The organism is Streptomyces durocortorensis (assembly GCF_016901035.1).
GTDB lineage: Bacteria > Actinomycetota > Actinomycetes > Streptomycetales > Streptomycetaceae > Streptomyces > Streptomyces durocortorensis.
The window spans coordinates 1-15,299 of the sequence record NZ_JAFEUF010000160.1; the positions used below are offsets into that span (position 1 = coordinate 1).

Below are 15,299 nucleotides of genomic sequence, written 5' to 3' on the forward strand. Positions count from 1 at the left end.
ACGACCGGCGGGTCTTTCACGGGGTCTCGGCCGTCGAGGTCGCCGGGGACCTGCCGGTGGGGGTCCGGGACATGATGCTCGTCGACTTCTTCCCGCGCGACGCCGAGGACGGCCCCGAGGACGGCCCCGACGACTGTCCCGGTCCGCGATGACCGGGCGCGAGCTGCTGGACAAGTGGGGCCTGCCGGACCTGGCGGGGAACGGCCGCTTCGTCTCCGCGAACGTCATGGACAGCCTGGGCAACGGGCTGGTCCTGGCCTTCACCGTCCTCTACTTCACCACCACGACCTCGCTGCCCCTCGGTGCCATCGGCGCCGCCCTCTCGCTCGGACAGCTCCTCGCCCTGCCCACGCCCGTCGTCGCCGGCACGCTGATCGACCGGTTCGGCTCCCGTACGGTCGTCATCGCCGCCAACCTCATGTCGGCCATCGGGTTCTGCGCCTTCCTGGCCGCGGACGCCGTATGGAAGATCGTGGCGGTCCAGTTCGTCGTCCAGGCCGGGTCGAGCATCTACTGGACCTCCAGCCGCAGCCTGGTCCTCCTCGCGGCCCGCCGCCGGGACCACGCCCGCTGGTTCGGCTTCATCAGCGCCCTGCGGAACATCGGCGGGGGCTTCGGCGCCGCCGTCGCGTCCCTGGCGATCGCCTGGGGGAGCGAATGGGTCCGGGCCCTGGTCCTGGCCAACGCGCTGAGCTTCGTGATCGCCGCCTGTCTGCTCGCGGGCTGGCGCCCCACGGCCCCGGCCCGCGCGCCTGGGCCCGGGCCCGACCGCCCGGCCGGCGGCGGGGGGTACGGCGCGGTGCTGCGGGACCTGCGCTACCTGCGGCTGGTCGTGGCGAACCTGGCGTACGTACTGGCAGCGAGCGTGCTGCCGGTCCTGCTCGCCCTCTACATCACCGAGGTCCTGCACGCCTCGGCCTGGCTGGTGGGGGCGTGCATGGTCGGCAACATGGTCCTCGTCGCGCTCGTCCAGACCCTGGTCGCCCGCATGATCGAGCGCCGCCGTCCGGCCCGCGTGCTGGCCCTGGCCGGAGTGGTCAACGCCGTGGCCTTCGCCGTCTTCGGCCTGGTCCTCGCCGTCCCCGGCTGGATGGTGGCCGGGGGCCTGCTGCTGGCGATGGCGGTGTTCACGGCGGCCGAGATGCTCAGCATGCCCTCCAGCAGCGAACTCAGCGCCTCCCTCGCGCCGGACCACATCCGCGGCCGCTATCTGGGCGTCTTCCAGCTCTCCTGGAGCCTCGGGAACGCCCTGGCCCCCGCCGTACTCACCACGCTCCTGGGATACGGGCCGGCCTGGCCCTGGGTGGTCCTGGGGGCGGTGAACCTGCTCGCGGTGCCGCTGGTGCTGAGCCTGGGCGACTCCGCACTGGGGGAGCCCGCACGGGACGACGCGGCTCCGGAGAACGAGGCCCCGCGGCGACACCCCCTGACCGACACGGCGGAACACTGCTGAGCGGCATACATCGCACAAGGCCGAGCGGCGCGTGTTGCACAAGGCTGAGCGGCGCACATCGCACAACGACGGGAAAAGATTCAGGTGTCAGCGTTCGCAAGTCTCACGACAGTTACCCGGATCGCGGGCCCCGCCCTGCCCGCGATCTCCTTCGCGGCACGCCTGCCCGCCGCGATCTGCCCCATCGCCACCCTCCTGATGCTGACGGAACTCAACAGCATCGGCACGGCCGGAATCGCCGCCGGAATGCTGTGGACGGGCCAGGCCGTGGGCGGACCGTTCCTCGGACGCTACGCCGACCGCCGCGGCCACCGCCCGGTCATCCTGGCGGCGTCCCTCGCCAACGCCACGGCCGTCGCGCTCTTCGTCGTATCGGCCCTGACCGCGATGCCGCTCGTCGTCCAGGCGGCGCTCGCCGCCGTGGCCGGCCTCACCGTGCCGCAGATCGGGCCGCTGTCCCGCACCCGCTGGATCGTCCTGACGGACCCCAAGGACGGCAAGGACGGCAAGAATCCGTCATCCACGAGGGACGCGAGGGAGTTGACCAGGCGGGCCCTCTCCTTCGACACGACGGTCGACGAACTCAGCTTCATGGCGGGCCCCGCACTCGCCGGGGTGACGGTCGTGCTGATCCACCCGGCGGCCGGACTCGTCCTGGCCGGGCTGGTCATGACGGTATTCGGCACGCTCTTCGCCCTCCACCCCACCGCGCCGCCGGGCACACCGCCCCGCACCTCGGCGCACGTACGGCTGCTGCACCCGGCTCTGCTGGCCCTCTTCGCCATGGCGCTGCTCCAGGGGATGATCTGGGGAAGCGCCAACGCGGGCACGAGCGCCCTGTCCGCCCACCTCGGCGACACCGGAACGGCCGGCCTGGTCTGGGGTGCCATGGCGGTGACCAGCGCGCTGACGGGCCTGGCCATCACGATGCGGCCCATCGCCCTGGAAGTGACGCTCCAACTCCGCCTGGCCATCGTCGCGCAGACCCTGCTGCTGCTTCCACTCCTCCTGGTCGACAGTTTCCTCGGCGCGACCGCCGCCATCGCCGCCATCGGGTTCGCCGTGGCCCCGCACCTGATCGCGGTGTTCACCCTCGCGGAACAGGTGGCCCCGATGGAGCGGATGGGCGAGGCGATGACGTTCCTCGGCAGCGGTCTCATCGTCGGCCAGGGCGTGGCCGCACTGGCGGCGGGACAACTGGCCCAACACCACGGCGGCCACCCCAGCGCGTTCCTGCTGACCTGCGCCTCGGGAGCCGTGGCGGTCCTGGTCGCGCTCACCCTGGTACGCCCGGGGACCATCAGCCCGTACCGCGCGGCGCACGTGCCGGAGGCGGAACCGCGCAGGGTGGCTGCCGACTGAAGCGGGACGGCGGGCGCGGTACGCGTGCACGGGCGGCGCGGCGGGCCGGCGGGCCGATCTCCGCGACGCCCACCCGACCCCACTCCACCCGACCCCACCCGACCGGAGGGAACCCGCCGTGATCCTCACCCTCGTGACCGACATCGGGGACGTTCCCGCCGCCCGGTGGGACACCCTGTCCGCACAGGCGGGTCTCTACCTCTCGCACCGCTGGCTCGCCGCCCAGCAGCAGGACCCCACCGCCCGGGTCCACTACGCCCTGGTCCACGACGACGGCCACCTGGTCGCCGCCGCACCGCTGTACGTGGTCGACACCGAACCCAACGACCTCTACCGCGTGCACGAACTCCTCCCCGGCCGCGCCCCGGCCCGTACCCTCCTGGCGGGAGCCCGCCGCGGCTACCTCAACGCCCCTCTGCTCCACCCGCTCCTCACCCCCGCCCGACGCCGCGAGGCACTGGACCGGCTGGTGACGGCCGCCGGAACCCTCGCCGCCGCCGAGAACGCCGTGCCCTGGTGGCTGTACGTCAGCGACGAGGCGGCCGCCGAACTGGCCGACGCCTGCGGCACCAAGCCCGTACAACTGAACCAGGACGCCCGCATCCCGCTGCCCGGCACCACGTTCGACGACTACCTCGCCGCCCTGCCCTCGAAGCGGCGCGTCACGATCCGCCGCGAACGCCGGGCCTTCGCCGAAGCCGGATACGAACGGCGCACCCTGCGGCTCTCCGAGTGCGCCGACACCGCCGGTGCCCTGGCCGCCCAACTCCAGGCACGCCACGGCCACCCGGCCGACCCCGCCGTCATGGCCGCGATCCTGCGCGACCAGGCCGAGGGCATGGCCGACAGCGGCACCGTCCACGCCGCGTTCACCGGCCGCCACATGGTCGCTTTCAGCCTCGCCTACCACCACGCGGGCACCGTCTGGCTCCGCTCGACCGGATACGACTACGCCCGCCTGCGCGGCGCCCACGAATACTTCAACCTCGTCTACTACCTCCCCATCGAGGACGCCTACGCACACGGCGCCACCGCCCTCCACCTCGGCATGGAGTCCCTCCGCGCCAAGGTTCTCCGGGGAGCGACGGCTTCGCCGCTGTGGGCGGTGGAAGGGGGGTGAGACGGTCGGCGCGGACACCAGGACGGGAACCCCCCACCTGCCGCGATGCCGCGATGCGAGCCGTCATACCGCGCTCATCGCGCTGGAGGAGAGAGAGCGCCTCGCGTGTTCCCCGGACGCGAGCCGGGCCGATCGCCGCGGCGCCGATCGCCTCGCGCCTGGTCCGCCGTCTGCCGATCCGTCTCGTCACCGTGCCGGCGCTCACCGTGGCCGCGCTGACCATGGGCGGCTACGGACTGCTCGGACTCGACACCCCGCTCCTCCGGATCGAGCTCCTGCTGTTGGTGCAGGGCCTCTCGATCGGCATGGTGCTCGGCCCCGTCACGGCCGCGCTGATCAGCAACCTGCCGCTGGAGCAGGCCGGGGCCGGGTCGGCCGTGACCAACACCGTGCGGCAGACCGGCAGTGTCATCGGCATCGCGGTCGGAGGCACCATCATGTCGATCGTGTACCGACGTGCCGTCGAACCCTCGCTGGAGGGCGCACCCGGTGCGGTGCGGGAGCAGGCGGCCGTCTCCGCCGAACAGGCACGCCATATCGCCGCCACCACCCACCAGCCCGCTCTCGCCCGGGCCGCCGACGACGCGTTCATCCACGCCATGCACGTCGGAGCGGGCTGGATCGCGGCCATCGCGCTCCTGGGAGCGGTGGTGCTGTTGATCACCCTGCCCTCCGCCACCGGGAAGACGACGGGTCCGGCACCGGAGCCGGACCGCGACGAGGCCCGCACCCCCGAGCCTCGCGCCGCCGCATGACGGGCGGTCGGCCCGATGGCGAATGGAAGGAGTGCCTGACGCCGAAGCCGAATGATCCTGCCGCACGCACGCGCGGTCGAAGCGGAGCGGGAGTACCTGTCCGGCGCCCTGTCGGCGCGGCGAACGGGCAGGATGCACACGGCCGTCGTGACGCTGCAGGCCGAACAGGACGAGATCGTCCACTCGGCCCACCGCGGGGTGACCGTGGTGCAGGGCGGGTCGGGCACGGGCAAGAAGGTAGTCGCCTTGCACCGGGTGGCCTACGTCCTGTGCGCGTTCCCGCGCGCCGCCGAGGAAGGCGTCCTGGCGGTGGGCCCGACGCCCGCTTCCTCGACTACATCTCCCAGGCTGCGAAGTAGCACGATGCGTGCGCTAAAGGTCAAGCATCGATGGTGGACGATCTCTCGGTGCCCTACAGGACGCCAAGACCCTTGAGGAGCCGGTGCTGTTGGGGCAGCCTACTGTCCGCCGATGCCGAGACGCCCGGCATCCGTAGCGCACACCCGCCCCACCTGCCCCTTCCCACCCCGCCCCGTGGCGCAGCCGCGTCCTGGAGGCGGGTGCGCGAGGATTGGGGGCATGGCCAACCGACTTGCGCAGACCACCTCCCCGTACCTCCTTCAGCATGCCGACAATCCCGTCGACTGGTGGCCCTGGTCGCCCGAGGCGTTCGAGGAGGCCAGGAAGCGCGACGTGCCCGTGCTGCTCGGCGTCGGGTATGCCAGTTGCCACTGGTGCCAGTGAACTCGCGAACCCAGTAGCTGGGGCGTGCTCACACTTCTTTGATGATCACGCGCTTCCCGCAGAGCTTCGACCAGTCGTCATGGTCGGAAGTCAGAACGGTCACGGGGGGCGGGACACGGAGCGCGAGCGCGGCGACGAGGGCGTCGATTGCGTACTCGTGCCCGTGCTGCCCACCTGTGTCCTGAAGCAGCTCCACCGCGGTCAGGGAGTCCTGCTGGCTGACCGGTTCCACCCGCAGCCGGGACAACACCCACTTCGAGCGCGCCAGATCAGTCTTCCCGTGTACTGCTTCGACCATGGTCAGCGCAGACACGGGGACGGAACTCCGGCCTGCCGAGATGCCTCGATGCAAGCCGCCATCCTGTGGTCGTCGAGCAGGGGCAGGAGCAGAGGCGGGGCTTCGAGCCCCACCCTCTGGAGTGACCTGCGTCACGTGCGGCCCCTTCATCGCCGCCTTGTCGCCGCAGTCCCGCCGAGCGGGTCGGCGTCCGGAGCTGCAACGTGTCTTGAGGGCAATTGCGCAGCGCAGCTGCGCACAAAGCTGATGCCAGGCCCACCGGGCAAGTTCCTGGCTCCGTTCATCGACAGTTGGCGGCTAATCTAAGGATCAAGTCGAACCCCGGGGCGTCGAGGCTGGCGAGTGGCGGGGCAAGGAGAGGTGCGCAGTATTACTGCGCATTTGCTCAGACGAGGAGAGAGGCATTCGTGAGCGAAGAAGGTGCAGACCCGGCGGCGGAGGTTGCCGACCGGTTGTGGCGGGCGTACGCGCCCTACCGACGCGGCCGGGGTACGACCGGCGACCTCGACGCGATGCTGGCGATCCTGATGCTCGCCGCCTTCGCGGAGGAGGAAGGCCAGGCCGAGGACGATTTCGTGAAGCGGTGGAAACGAGCCTCGGCGGAGGCCGTCGTCGGCTTCTCCCCGGCGACCGACCTGCGGGGAGCCCTGCGGGAGGCGGCCCGGCGTCCGGGTTTTCCGCTGCTCTGGTCGGCCGACCTCGACATCGACTTCGAGGGCGGGCCGGACGATGCCGCCTGGATGACGGCTTTCGTCGCGGCACTGGGCCGGAGCCCCGGCCTCGGAGAGGTCGCGGTGGCCGACGTCTGTGAGCTGTTGCTTCAACGGCACGCAGAAGAAGGGGCTTTGCCGGGAGGGGAGTTCTACACCCCGCGCGGCGTCGCTGATCTGCTCGTGGATCTGGCCGCCCCCCGTCCGGGAGACCGGATCATGGACCCGGCCTGTGGTGCCGGAAGCGTGCTCGCGGCTGCCGCTCGGCATCTGGCCGAGCAGGGGCCGGTCGGTGACAACTCGTTCGAGGCGTACGCGGTGGATCGGGGCAATGTGCGCCCGGCGATGCTGAACCTGGCCCTGCACGGGGTGAGCGTGCCGCAGGTGGAACCGGCCGATCCCGCGAAGCTGTTGCGGGACCGAAACCTAGGGCGTGTCGACCGGGTGCTGAGCAATCCGCCGTTCAGCCAGCGCATCGACGGGTGGGAGCAGCGGCAGTTCATCGCGCCACAGGAGTCGAATGCCGCCTTCGCATGGCTGCAGCTTGCCTGGTCCCAACTGAAGGAAGGCGGGATCGCTGCGGTCGTGATGCCTGCGCGGGCGGCATGGGCGGGAGGCGCGGAGGCGATGATCCGCCGGGAGATGGTGGCCCGGGGTGCGGTTCTCGCGGTGATCGCCCTGCCGGCGTACCTCTTCGCGGGAACCAACATCGCCGTGCACATCTGGGTACTCGGTCGAGGACGCCGGTCCCGTCCGGTGCACCGAAGCGACTCCGTGATCCTCGTCGATGCGCGCGGTGTGGGACGCGGGTTCTCGGAGCGGCCCCGCGTGCTGTCGAGCGAGGATGTCGGTCACATCGCGGAACGCTTCCGGCTCTGGTCCGAAACCTCGGAGGAGGTGGACGAGCCGGGTTTCTCCCGATCGATCGCCTACGCCGAACTCATCGAGAACGCTGGCAACCTGGATCCGCGGTTCTACCTGAGAACGGAGAGTGGGCCAGGTGGAGCCACGGACCTGAGCGCCGCGCTGGCCGATTTCGAGAGGCGCAACCGCGAGACATCGGAACTCGGGGCTGAACTGGCGCAGATCGCCGGCGCGCAGGACCAGCTGGCGCAGGACGGCGTCCGTTGCCAGAACCTGCCGCTGAAGGACGTGGTGAGCGGAGAGGTGACGGTCGCCGGTCGTCCTGTACGCCTGCTCGCGGGGCCTTCGGGAAGCCTGATCCGTGCCCAGGACTACGTGGAGGCCGACGGCGTTCCTGTGGTGATGCCGAAGGACATCGCGGACATCGGCTTCACCGTGGACGGCATCAAGCACATCTCCGAGCAGCATGCCGAACGACTTGACCGCTTCCGGCTGCACCGGGGTGACGTCGTGGTCGCCCGACGGGGTGACCTAGGGCGATGTGCCGTGGTCGGAGAGGAACAGCAGGGCTGGGTCTGCGGCACCGGCTGCTTCGTGATCAGCCCTCCCCACACCGTCGACTCCCGCTATTTGGCGGCGTTCCTGCGCAGCCCTGAAGCTCGGGAGTGGCTCGACACGCATGCGACGGGGAGCCTGGCGCTCCGAACCATCTCGCTCGATGTGCTCGGGACGCTACCCGTCGCCCTTCCCGATCTCGACACCCAGCGGTCCATCGGCGAAGCCATGGCGAGCTTCGACGCCCATGAGCGGCGGCTGCTGGACCAGTTGGCGACGACGCGGGACATCCGCAGCAGGGCGCTGAACAGCTTCCTGGTGAGATGAGGCGCCCGACCTTCGTCCAACACCTCCAAGACTTCTCCTTAATCGCTCGCAATCGAAGTCGAATCGAGTCGCTCGTGCTGCTTAAAATCGAAGCGAAGTCGAGGCGTCCCGCTGGGGGAGGCCGTCTACGTCAGGAGTGCACATGGCCACGCTGAGTATCCACTTCGACCCCGCCGTCATCGCCCGACTCGTGAGCGCGAGCGGTGACGACACCGTTCACGTCACCCTGTCCCTCGGTGAAGGAGCTGCCTCTGCGCAGGCCGCTCCGGTGATTCCCCAGGGACCCCTGGCCGGGCTGATGCGCGCCGGCCTACTCGAACCGGGGGCGGTGCTCACGTTCCGTCAGCGTCGTGCCAACAGGTTGGGCCGTGCCGTCGTCACTGCCGAAGGTCAGCTCGTCGTCGACGGGCACTCCTCCCCGTTCCCCTCGCCGTCGAAGGCGGCGGAGGCAGTGACCGGCAACGTCATCAACGGCTGGACTCTGTGGCGTACGCCCGAAGGTTCCACGCTGGATCAGCTGCGACAGGAGCTGGATGCCGAGTAACCGTCCACATGGCCCCGGCTGCGGGGCGTCGAACTCGTTCCTGAACCATGCCGTTTGCTTGCACCCGCCGCCGAGGCGTATCGCTCCGGCAGCGGGCTTCGAACCCGGGGGGCTCCTTGTACGTGACCTTTGACCTGATCACCGCTCTCGTCGTTGCCGGGGCCTTCACGGCCGGGGTGCTCGTCTACCAGCGGACAGCGCCGCCGGAGGGCGCGGCGACCGCTCTGTCGAGAGGCGAACGGCTGGCGGTCGCGCTTGGTGCGGCGGCGACCGTCATCGTGATCGGCGGCTATCTCGGGAGCGGGTTCCGAGGCATCGAGCACGCCGCGGACACACAGTCGGGAGGAGTCGTGAAGTCCGGGGTCGGCCGGTAGACGGCGCCGACGGCCGGAGGCGCCCCGGGTGGAAAGCTTGCCCGGGGCGCCTCCGCCCGTCGTTTCGTCGCTTTTCCCGCTGCATGCCGTGGGCAGAGTCGTCACATGACCCCGAGATCGACCGTGACGGAGAAGGGCGCGGTGGCCTTCACCGTGCCAGTGAACGTCTCGCCGTCCCGGTAAGCATTGGTGGCGGGGTCGAGGACGTAGGTGTAGACGATCGGGATCTCGGTGGCGGCCTGTTCGATGCGCCAGTAGAAGGGGATGCCGGCCTTGGCGTACTGGTCGACCTTCACGATCCGGTCCGTGGTCTCCGAGCCCGGCGACACGACCTCGACGACTAGGAGCACGTGCTCGGGGCGGGTGGGCGTGAGGTCGATGGTCTCCGTCCGGTAGACGATGACGTCGGGGCGGCGGTTGGTGAGGGGAACGTCCTGCAGGCGGACGTCGAAGTCCGTGTCCGCGTTCCAGTCGGGGCCCGCGGCGGTGTCCAGGGCGTTGGCCAGGATGCGGGCCAGCCGGTTGTGGCGCTTGGAGGCGCTCGGGCTCACGACGACCATCCCGTCCACGATCTCGATGCCGGCGCACTGCTCCTCGGACCAGGAGTCGTACTGCTCCGCGCTGATCTGCGTGTGCATCCACGCGGGCGCCACCATCTCGGCGGTCATGGTGTACCTCCTTCGAGAGGCCTCGGCAGGTCCGGCGCTGCTGCGCCAAGCCTACTGTTCCGAGGTGCCGGGCTGCCCGACTCGGAGGGGAAGGAGTCGCCCACCATGTCATGGCGCATAAGTGCAATTCGGCCAAGTGAGGTGGGCTCGTCAGTGTTTCAACGGTCGTGGCAGACGCTGTGAGAGGCTGGGGCGTATGAACCGGTTGGCTGGTGTGACCTCGCCTTATCTGCTTCAGCATGCCGACAATCCGGTCGACTGGTGGCCGTGGGGATCTGAGGCGTTCGAGGAAGCAAAACGGCGTGATGTACCCGTTCTGCTGTCGGTCGGCTATAGCGCGTGCCACTGGTGTCACGTCATGGCCCACGAATCGTTCGAGGACGAGACCGTGGCCGCCTACCTCAACGCGCACTTCGTGCCCGTGAAGGTCGACCGGGAGGAGCGGCCCGACGTCGACGCCGTGTACATGGAGGCCGTTCAGGCGGCCACCGGGCACGGTGGGTGGCCGATGACCGTCTTTCTCACCGCGGACGCCGAACCGTTCTACTTCGGGACCTACTTCCCGCCCGAGCCCCGGCACGGCTCGCCCTCCTTCCAGCAGGTTCTGGAGGGGGTCACGGTCGCCTGGACCGACCGGAGGGAAGAGGTCGCCGAGGTCGCCGGGCGCATCGTCGCCGATCTGGCGGGGCGGTCGCTGGTGCACGGTGGGGACGGGGTGCCGGGGGAGTCCGAGGTGGCGCAGGCGCTGCTCGGGCTGACCCGGGAGTACGACGAGCAGCACGGCGGGTTCGGGGGTGCGCCCAAGTTTCCGCCGGCCATGGCCGTGGAGTTCCTGCTGCGGCATTACGCGCGGACCGGGGCTGAAGGGGCCCTTCAGATGGCCGCTGATTCCTGTGCGGCGATGGCCCGCGGTGGGATCTACGACCAGCTCGGCGGCGGGTTCGCGCGGTACTCCGTGGACCGGGAGTGGATCGTCCCGCACTTCGAGAAGATGCTCTACGACAACGCCCTGCTCTGCCGGGTGTACGCCCATCTCTGGCGGGCCACCGGGTCGGACGAGGCCCGGCGGATCGCCCTGGAGACCGCCGACTTCATGGTGCGGGAGCTGCGGACCGCCGAGGGCGGGTTCGCCTCCGCCCTCGACGCCGACAGCGAGGACGCGGACGGCAAGCATGTCGAGGGTGCGTTCTACGTGTGGACGCCCGCGCAGTTGCGTGACGTGCTCGGGGAGGACGACGCCGCTTTCGCCGCAGCCTGTTTCGGCGTGACCGAGGACGGCACCTTCGAGGAGGGCGCCTCCGTGCTCCGGCTGCCGGGGGACGCCGGGCCCGTGGACGCCGCGCGGGTCGCCGACGTACGGGCCCGGCTGCTGGCCGCCCGTGAGGAGCGGCCGCGCCCGGGGCGGGACGACAAAGTCGTCGCTGCCTGGAACGGGCTTGCTATTGCCGCCCTTGCCGAGACCGGTGCCTACTTCGACCGGCCCGACCTCGTGGAGCGGGCCACCGAGGCCGCTGACCTGCTCGTGCGGGTGCATCTGGGTGAGGTGGCCCGGCTGACCCGTACGTCCAAGGACGGGCGCGCCGGGGACAACGCCGGGGTGCTGGAGGACTACGGCGATGTGGCGGAGGGCTTCCTCGCGCTGGCCGCGGTGACCGGGGAGGGGGCCTGGCTGGAGTTCGCCGGGTTCCTGCTGGACATCGTGCTGGAGCAGTTCACGGGGGAGGGCGGGCAGTTGTACGACACCGCCCATGACGCCGAGCAGCTCATCCGGCGGCCCCAGGATCCGACCGACAGCGCCACCCCGTCCGGGTGGACGGCCGCTGCGGGGGCGCTCCTCACCTACGCCGCGTACACCGGGTCCGAAGCCCACCGCACCGCCGCCGAGGGCGCGCTCGGTGTGGTGAAGGCCCTGGGGCCGCGCGTCCCCCGCTTCGTCGGCTGGGGGCTCGCGGTGGCCGAGGCGCTGCTCGACGGGCCTCGCGAGGTCGCCGTGGCCGGGCCGGTCGGCGGTGAGCTGCACCGGACGGCGCTGCTGGGGCGGGCCCCGGGTGCGGTGGTCGCGGCCGGCGAGGGGCCGGGGGCGGGGGCCGAGTTCCCGCTGCTGGTGGACCGGCCGCTGGTGGGCGGGGAGCCGACCGCGTACGTCTGCCGCCACTTCGTGTGCGACGCGCCGACCACGGACGTGGGGGAGTTGGCGGCCAAGCTGGGCGGGTGAGTGCCCGCACATGAAGGAGGGGTCGGTCGCCATGCGCGGCCGGCCCCTCCTGCGTAACGCCTCAACGATCACCCGTGCTGGTACGCGACCAGCGAGATGCCCACGTAGTGCGCGACGAACGCCGCCAGCGTCAGCGAGTGGAAGACCTCGTGGAAGCCGAACCAGCGCGGCGACGGGTTCGGCTTCTTGATGCCGTAGATCACGCCGCCCGCGCTGTAGAGCAGCCCGCCGACGATGACCAGCACCAGGACCGCGATGCCGCCCGTCCGCATGAAGTCCGGCAGGAAGAAGACCGCCGCCCAGCCCATCGCGATGTAGCACGGTGTGTAGAGCCAGCGTGGTGCGCCGACCCAGAAGACGCGGAAGGCGATGCCCGCCCCCGCTGCCGCCCAGACCGCCCACAGCAGGGGCCGGGCCGTCGACTCGGGGAGCAGGAGCAGCGTCAGCGGGGTGTAGGTGCCCGCGATGATCAGGAAGATGTTCGCGTGGTCCAGACGGCGGAGCACCGCCTCGCCGCGCGGCCCCCACGTGCCGCGGTGGTAGACCGCGCTCACGCCGAACAGCAGGCAGGCGCTGAGGATGTAGACGCCGCAGGCGATCCGGCCCAGCGTGCTGTCGGTCAGCGCGATCAGGGTGATGCCGGCGACGACGACCGCCGGGAACATTCCGGCGTGCAGCCAGCCGCGCATCCTCGGTTTGACGGGGGTGGGGTCGAGTACGACGGGGCCCGGGGTCGCGGCGTCAGCGGCAACGTCAGTCATGCCTCGCATGCTACCTACGCCACCGTAGGTAGTGGATATGGGGCGCAAATGAGTGGCGATGCTCACGTGTGAGGCCCCCTGGACAGATGGGCGGATCGGTCGGATGATCAAATGAGTGCAGTCGGCACCGGATGAGCGCCAGGGGAATTCGAAGGGTACGAAGCATCCGGGTCGCAGCCCCCACGGGGCCTACAGACAACTGACACCCTCAACGTAGGAGCGATCGTGGCGCGCGACATCGCGGCTCCCCTCACTGTCCCCACCACCCACCAGGAGCTCATCTCCTGGGTCGACGAGATCGCAGCCATCACCCAGCCGGACCGGGTGGTCTGGTGCGACGGCTCCGAGGCCGAGTACGAGCGCCTGTGCGGGGAGCTCGTCGCCAAGGGCACGTTCACCAAGCTGGACGAGATCAAGCGGCCGAACTCGTACTACGCCGCGTCCGACCCCACCGACGTCGCCCGCGTCGAGGACCGTACGTTCATCTGCTCCAAGGAGGAGAAGGACGCGGGCCCGACGAACCACTGGAAGGACCCCGCCGAGATGCGGGAGATCTTCACGGGGGAGAACGGTGTCTTCCGGGGGTCCATGCGCGGTCGCACCCTGTACGTCGTTCCCTTCTGCATGGGGCCCGTCGGCTCGCCGCTCTCCGCGATCGGCGTCGAGATCACCGACTCCGCGTACGTCGCCGTCGCCATGCGCACCATGACCCGCATGGGCCAGGCCGTCCTGGACGAGCTGGGCACCGACGGCTTCTTCGTCAAGGCCGTCCACACCCTCGGAGCGCCGCTGGAGGAGGGTCAGGAAGACGTTCCGTGGCCCTGCAACTCCACCAAGTACATCTCGCACTTCCCCGAGGACCGCGAGATCTGGTCGTACGGCTCCGGCTACGGCGGCAACGCCCTGCTCGGCAAGAAGTGTTACGCGCTGCGCATCGCCTCCGTCATGGCCCGCGACGAGGGCTGGCTGGCCGAGCACATGCTCATCCTGAAGCTCACGCCGCCGCGCGGTGAATCGAAGTACGTCGCGGCCGCGTTCCCCTCGGCCTGCGGCAAGACCAACCTCGCCATGCTGGAGCCGACCATCCCCGGCTGGACCGTGGAGACCATCGGCGACGACATCGCCTGGATGCGGTTCGGCGAGGACGGACGCCTCTACGCGATCAACCCCGAGGCCGGCTTCTTCGGCGTCGCCCCCGGCACCGGCGAGCACACCAACGCCAACGCCATGAAGACCATGTGGGGCAACTCCGTCTTCACCAACGTCGCGCTCACCGACGACGGCGACGTGTGGTGGGAGGGCATGACCGAGGAGGCGCCCGCGCACCTCACCGACTGGAAGGGCAACGACTGGACCCCCGAGTCCGGCACGCCCGCCGCCCACCCCAACGCCCGCTTCACCGTCCCCGCCGGGCAGTGCCCGATCATCGCGCCCGAGTGGGAGGACCCCAAGGGCGTGCCGATCTCGGCCATCCTCTTCGGTGGCCGCCGCGCCTCCGCCGTACCGCTGGTCACCGAGTCCTTCGACTGGCAGCACGGCGTCTTCCTCGGCGCCAACGTGGCCTCCGAGAAGACCGCCGCCGCCGAGGGCAAGGTCGGCGAGCTGCGCCGCGACCCGTTCGCCATGCTGCCGTTCTGCGGCTACAACATGGGCGACTACATGAACCACTGGGTCAAGGTCGGTGCGGACAAGGCCGATCAGTCGAAGCTGCCGAAGATCTACTACGTGAACTGGTTCCGCAAGAACGAGGCGGGCAAGTTCGTCTGGCCCGGCTTCGGTGAGAACAGCCGCGTGCTCAAGTGGATCGTGGAGCGCCTGGAGGGCAAGGGCGAGGGCGTCGAGACCCCGATCGGCATCCTCCCGGCCAAGGGTGCGCTCGACACCGAGGGCCTGGACCTCTCCGAGGCCGACCTCGACTTCCTCCTCACCGTCGACAAGAAGGTCTGGCGCGAGGAGGCCGCCCTGGTCCCCGAGCACCTCAACACCTTCGGCGACCACACGCCCAAGGAGCTGTGGGACGAGTACCACGCGCTCGTCGAGCGCCTGGGCTGATCCCGGCACTCCCACCGAACCCCGCGGCCGGGTCCATCGGACATCCGCCCTGACCTGTGGGGCCGAACGATCCGCCGCGGTGCGGGGCCTGTCGTCGCGCCGGCCGACGCCGACAGCCCCGGAGGGCTCGTCCCCGACCAAGGACATCCCTCCCGGCCCCCGGAACCCCCTCACGGTTCCGGGGGCCACCCCTTTTCATGGGGAACGTCCATGAATCGCCATCTCCTTGCGTGCAGGACCTTCACACTTGTCTGCTGAAACTTCACCAGGTGCTGCGGCTCATCCCGTGGCGCCGACGGACTTGTGGGGGAACGACGTTGAAGAGAACTCGGCACGGCAGACGTACGGCGGCGACCCTGACCGCACTGGCCCTGGGCGCGGGGGGGCGGGGCCCCCCCCCCCCCCCCGCCCCCCCCCCCCCCCCCCCCCGGGGGGCCGCCAAGGGGCCGGGCACCCACCGATGGATAAGAAGGCAGCGGGTGGGCGGCCGCCACCCA

General features: G+C 70.4%; 11 protein-coding genes and 3 pseudogenes. 11 read left to right on the forward strand and 3 right to left on the reverse strand.

Annotated elements, in window-relative coordinates; all coding sequences use genetic code 11:
* Positions 1-148: 148 nt before the first annotated feature.
* The 6 genes and pseudogenes from JS521_RS24955 to JS521_RS24980 form a co-directional block, all read left to right on the forward strand.
* On the forward strand, positions 149-1,453 hold the full coding sequence (locus JS521_RS24955) for an MFS transporter (RefSeq protein WP_205085183.1): 1,305 nt from the start codon (positions 149-151) through the stop codon (positions 1,451-1,453).
* A gap of 84 nt (positions 1,454-1,537) precedes the next feature.
* Positions 1,538-2,815, forward strand: coding sequence for an MFS transporter (locus JS521_RS24960; RefSeq protein WP_205085184.1), 1,278 nt, complete (start codon positions 1,538-1,540; stop codon positions 2,813-2,815).
* A 118-nt stretch (positions 2,816-2,933) separates the two neighbouring features.
* Positions 2,934-3,935 carry a GNAT family N-acetyltransferase gene (locus tag JS521_RS24965; protein WP_205085185.1) on the forward strand — a complete coding sequence of 334 codons (1,002 nt, stop codon included), beginning with the start codon at positions 2,934-2,936 and terminating at the stop codon, positions 3,933-3,935.
* A 53-nt stretch (positions 3,936-3,988) separates the two neighbouring features.
* Positions 3,989-4,690: an MFS transporter gene (locus JS521_RS24970; RefSeq protein ID WP_239487795.1), complete on the forward strand. Its 702-nt coding sequence runs from the start codon at positions 3,989-3,991 to the stop codon at positions 4,688-4,690.
* Positions 4,691-4,786: 96 nt separating this feature from the next.
* Positions 4,787-5,037: pseudogene (locus JS521_RS24975) on the forward strand (ATP-dependent DNA helicase); the annotation flags it as partial.
* A gap of 232 nt (positions 5,038-5,269) precedes the next feature.
* Positions 5,270-5,428, forward strand: a pseudogene (locus tag JS521_RS24980) (DUF255 domain-containing protein); the annotation flags it as partial.
* Between the two features lie 34 nt (positions 5,429-5,462).
* On the opposite strand, the pseudogene JS521_RS24985 reads toward JS521_RS24980, so the two are convergent.
* Positions 5,463-5,794: pseudogene (locus JS521_RS24985) on the reverse strand (PIN domain-containing protein).
* Positions 5,795-6,139: 345 nt separating this feature from the next.
* Between JS521_RS24985 and JS521_RS24990 the strand changes: the two are divergent.
* From JS521_RS24990 to JS521_RS25000, 3 genes are all read left to right on the forward strand, one after another.
* Positions 6,140-8,188, forward strand: coding sequence for an N-6 DNA methylase (locus tag JS521_RS24990; protein ID WP_307847948.1), 2,049 nt, complete (start codon positions 6,140-6,142; stop codon positions 8,186-8,188).
* Positions 8,189-8,330: 142 nt separating this feature from the next.
* Positions 8,331-8,732, forward strand: a complete 402-nt coding sequence (locus JS521_RS24995) for a DUF4357 domain-containing protein (protein WP_205085187.1) — start codon at positions 8,331-8,333, stop codon at positions 8,730-8,732.
* Positions 8,733-8,854: 122 nt separating this feature from the next.
* Positions 8,855-9,106, forward strand: a complete 252-nt coding sequence (locus tag JS521_RS25000; RefSeq protein WP_205085188.1) for a hypothetical protein — start codon at positions 8,855-8,857, stop codon at positions 9,104-9,106.
* Between the two features lie 101 nt (positions 9,107-9,207).
* Here the strand turns inward: JS521_RS25000 and JS521_RS25005 are convergent, their stop codons facing one another.
* Positions 9,208-9,774, reverse strand: a complete 567-nt coding sequence (locus JS521_RS25005; RefSeq protein WP_205085189.1) for a Uma2 family endonuclease — start codon at positions 9,772-9,774, stop codon at positions 9,208-9,210.
* Positions 9,775-9,970: 196 nt separating this feature from the next.
* Here JS521_RS25005 and JS521_RS25010 point away from each other — a divergent pair, with 196 nt between their 5' ends.
* Positions 9,971-11,989: a thioredoxin domain-containing protein gene (locus tag JS521_RS25010; protein WP_205085190.1), complete on the forward strand. Its 2,019-nt coding sequence runs from the start codon at positions 9,971-9,973 to the stop codon at positions 11,987-11,989.
* 68 nt (positions 11,990-12,057) lie between these two features.
* On the opposite strand, the gene trhA is transcribed toward JS521_RS25010, so the two are convergent.
* Positions 12,058-12,750, reverse strand: coding sequence for a PAQR family membrane homeostasis protein TrhA (gene trhA, locus JS521_RS25015; protein WP_205085191.1), 693 nt, complete (start codon positions 12,748-12,750; stop codon positions 12,058-12,060).
* Between the two features lie 225 nt (positions 12,751-12,975).
* Here trhA and JS521_RS25020 point away from each other — a divergent pair, with 225 nt between their 5' ends.
* Positions 12,976-14,802 carry a phosphoenolpyruvate carboxykinase (GTP) gene (locus JS521_RS25020; protein WP_205085192.1) on the forward strand — a complete coding sequence of 609 codons (1,827 nt, stop codon included), beginning with the start codon at positions 12,976-12,978 and terminating at the stop codon, positions 14,800-14,802.
* Positions 14,803-15,299: the final 497 nt, after the last annotated feature.

Excerpts from the sequence above, each read along its gene's own strand:
- JS521_RS25005 (WP_205085189.1), bottom strand. The coding sequence starts at position 9,774 with ATGACCGCCGAGATGGTGGCGCCCGCGTGGATGCACACGCAGATCAGC.
- JS521_RS24970 (WP_239487795.1), top strand. The coding sequence starts at position 3,989 with ATGCGAGCCGTCATACCGCGCTCATCGCGCTGGAGGAGAGAGAGCGCC.
- trhA (WP_205085191.1), bottom strand. The coding sequence starts at position 12,750 with ATGACTGACGTTGCCGCTGACGCCGCGACCCCGGGCCCCGTCGTACTC.
- JS521_RS24995 (WP_205085187.1), top strand. The coding sequence starts at position 8,331 with ATGGCCACGCTGAGTATCCACTTCGACCCCGCCGTCATCGCCCGACTC.
- JS521_RS25010 (WP_205085190.1), top strand. The coding sequence starts at position 9,971 with ATGAACCGGTTGGCTGGTGTGACCTCGCCTTATCTGCTTCAGCATGCC.
- JS521_RS24955 (WP_205085183.1), top strand. The coding sequence starts at position 149 with ATGACCGGGCGCGAGCTGCTGGACAAGTGGGGCCTGCCGGACCTGGCG.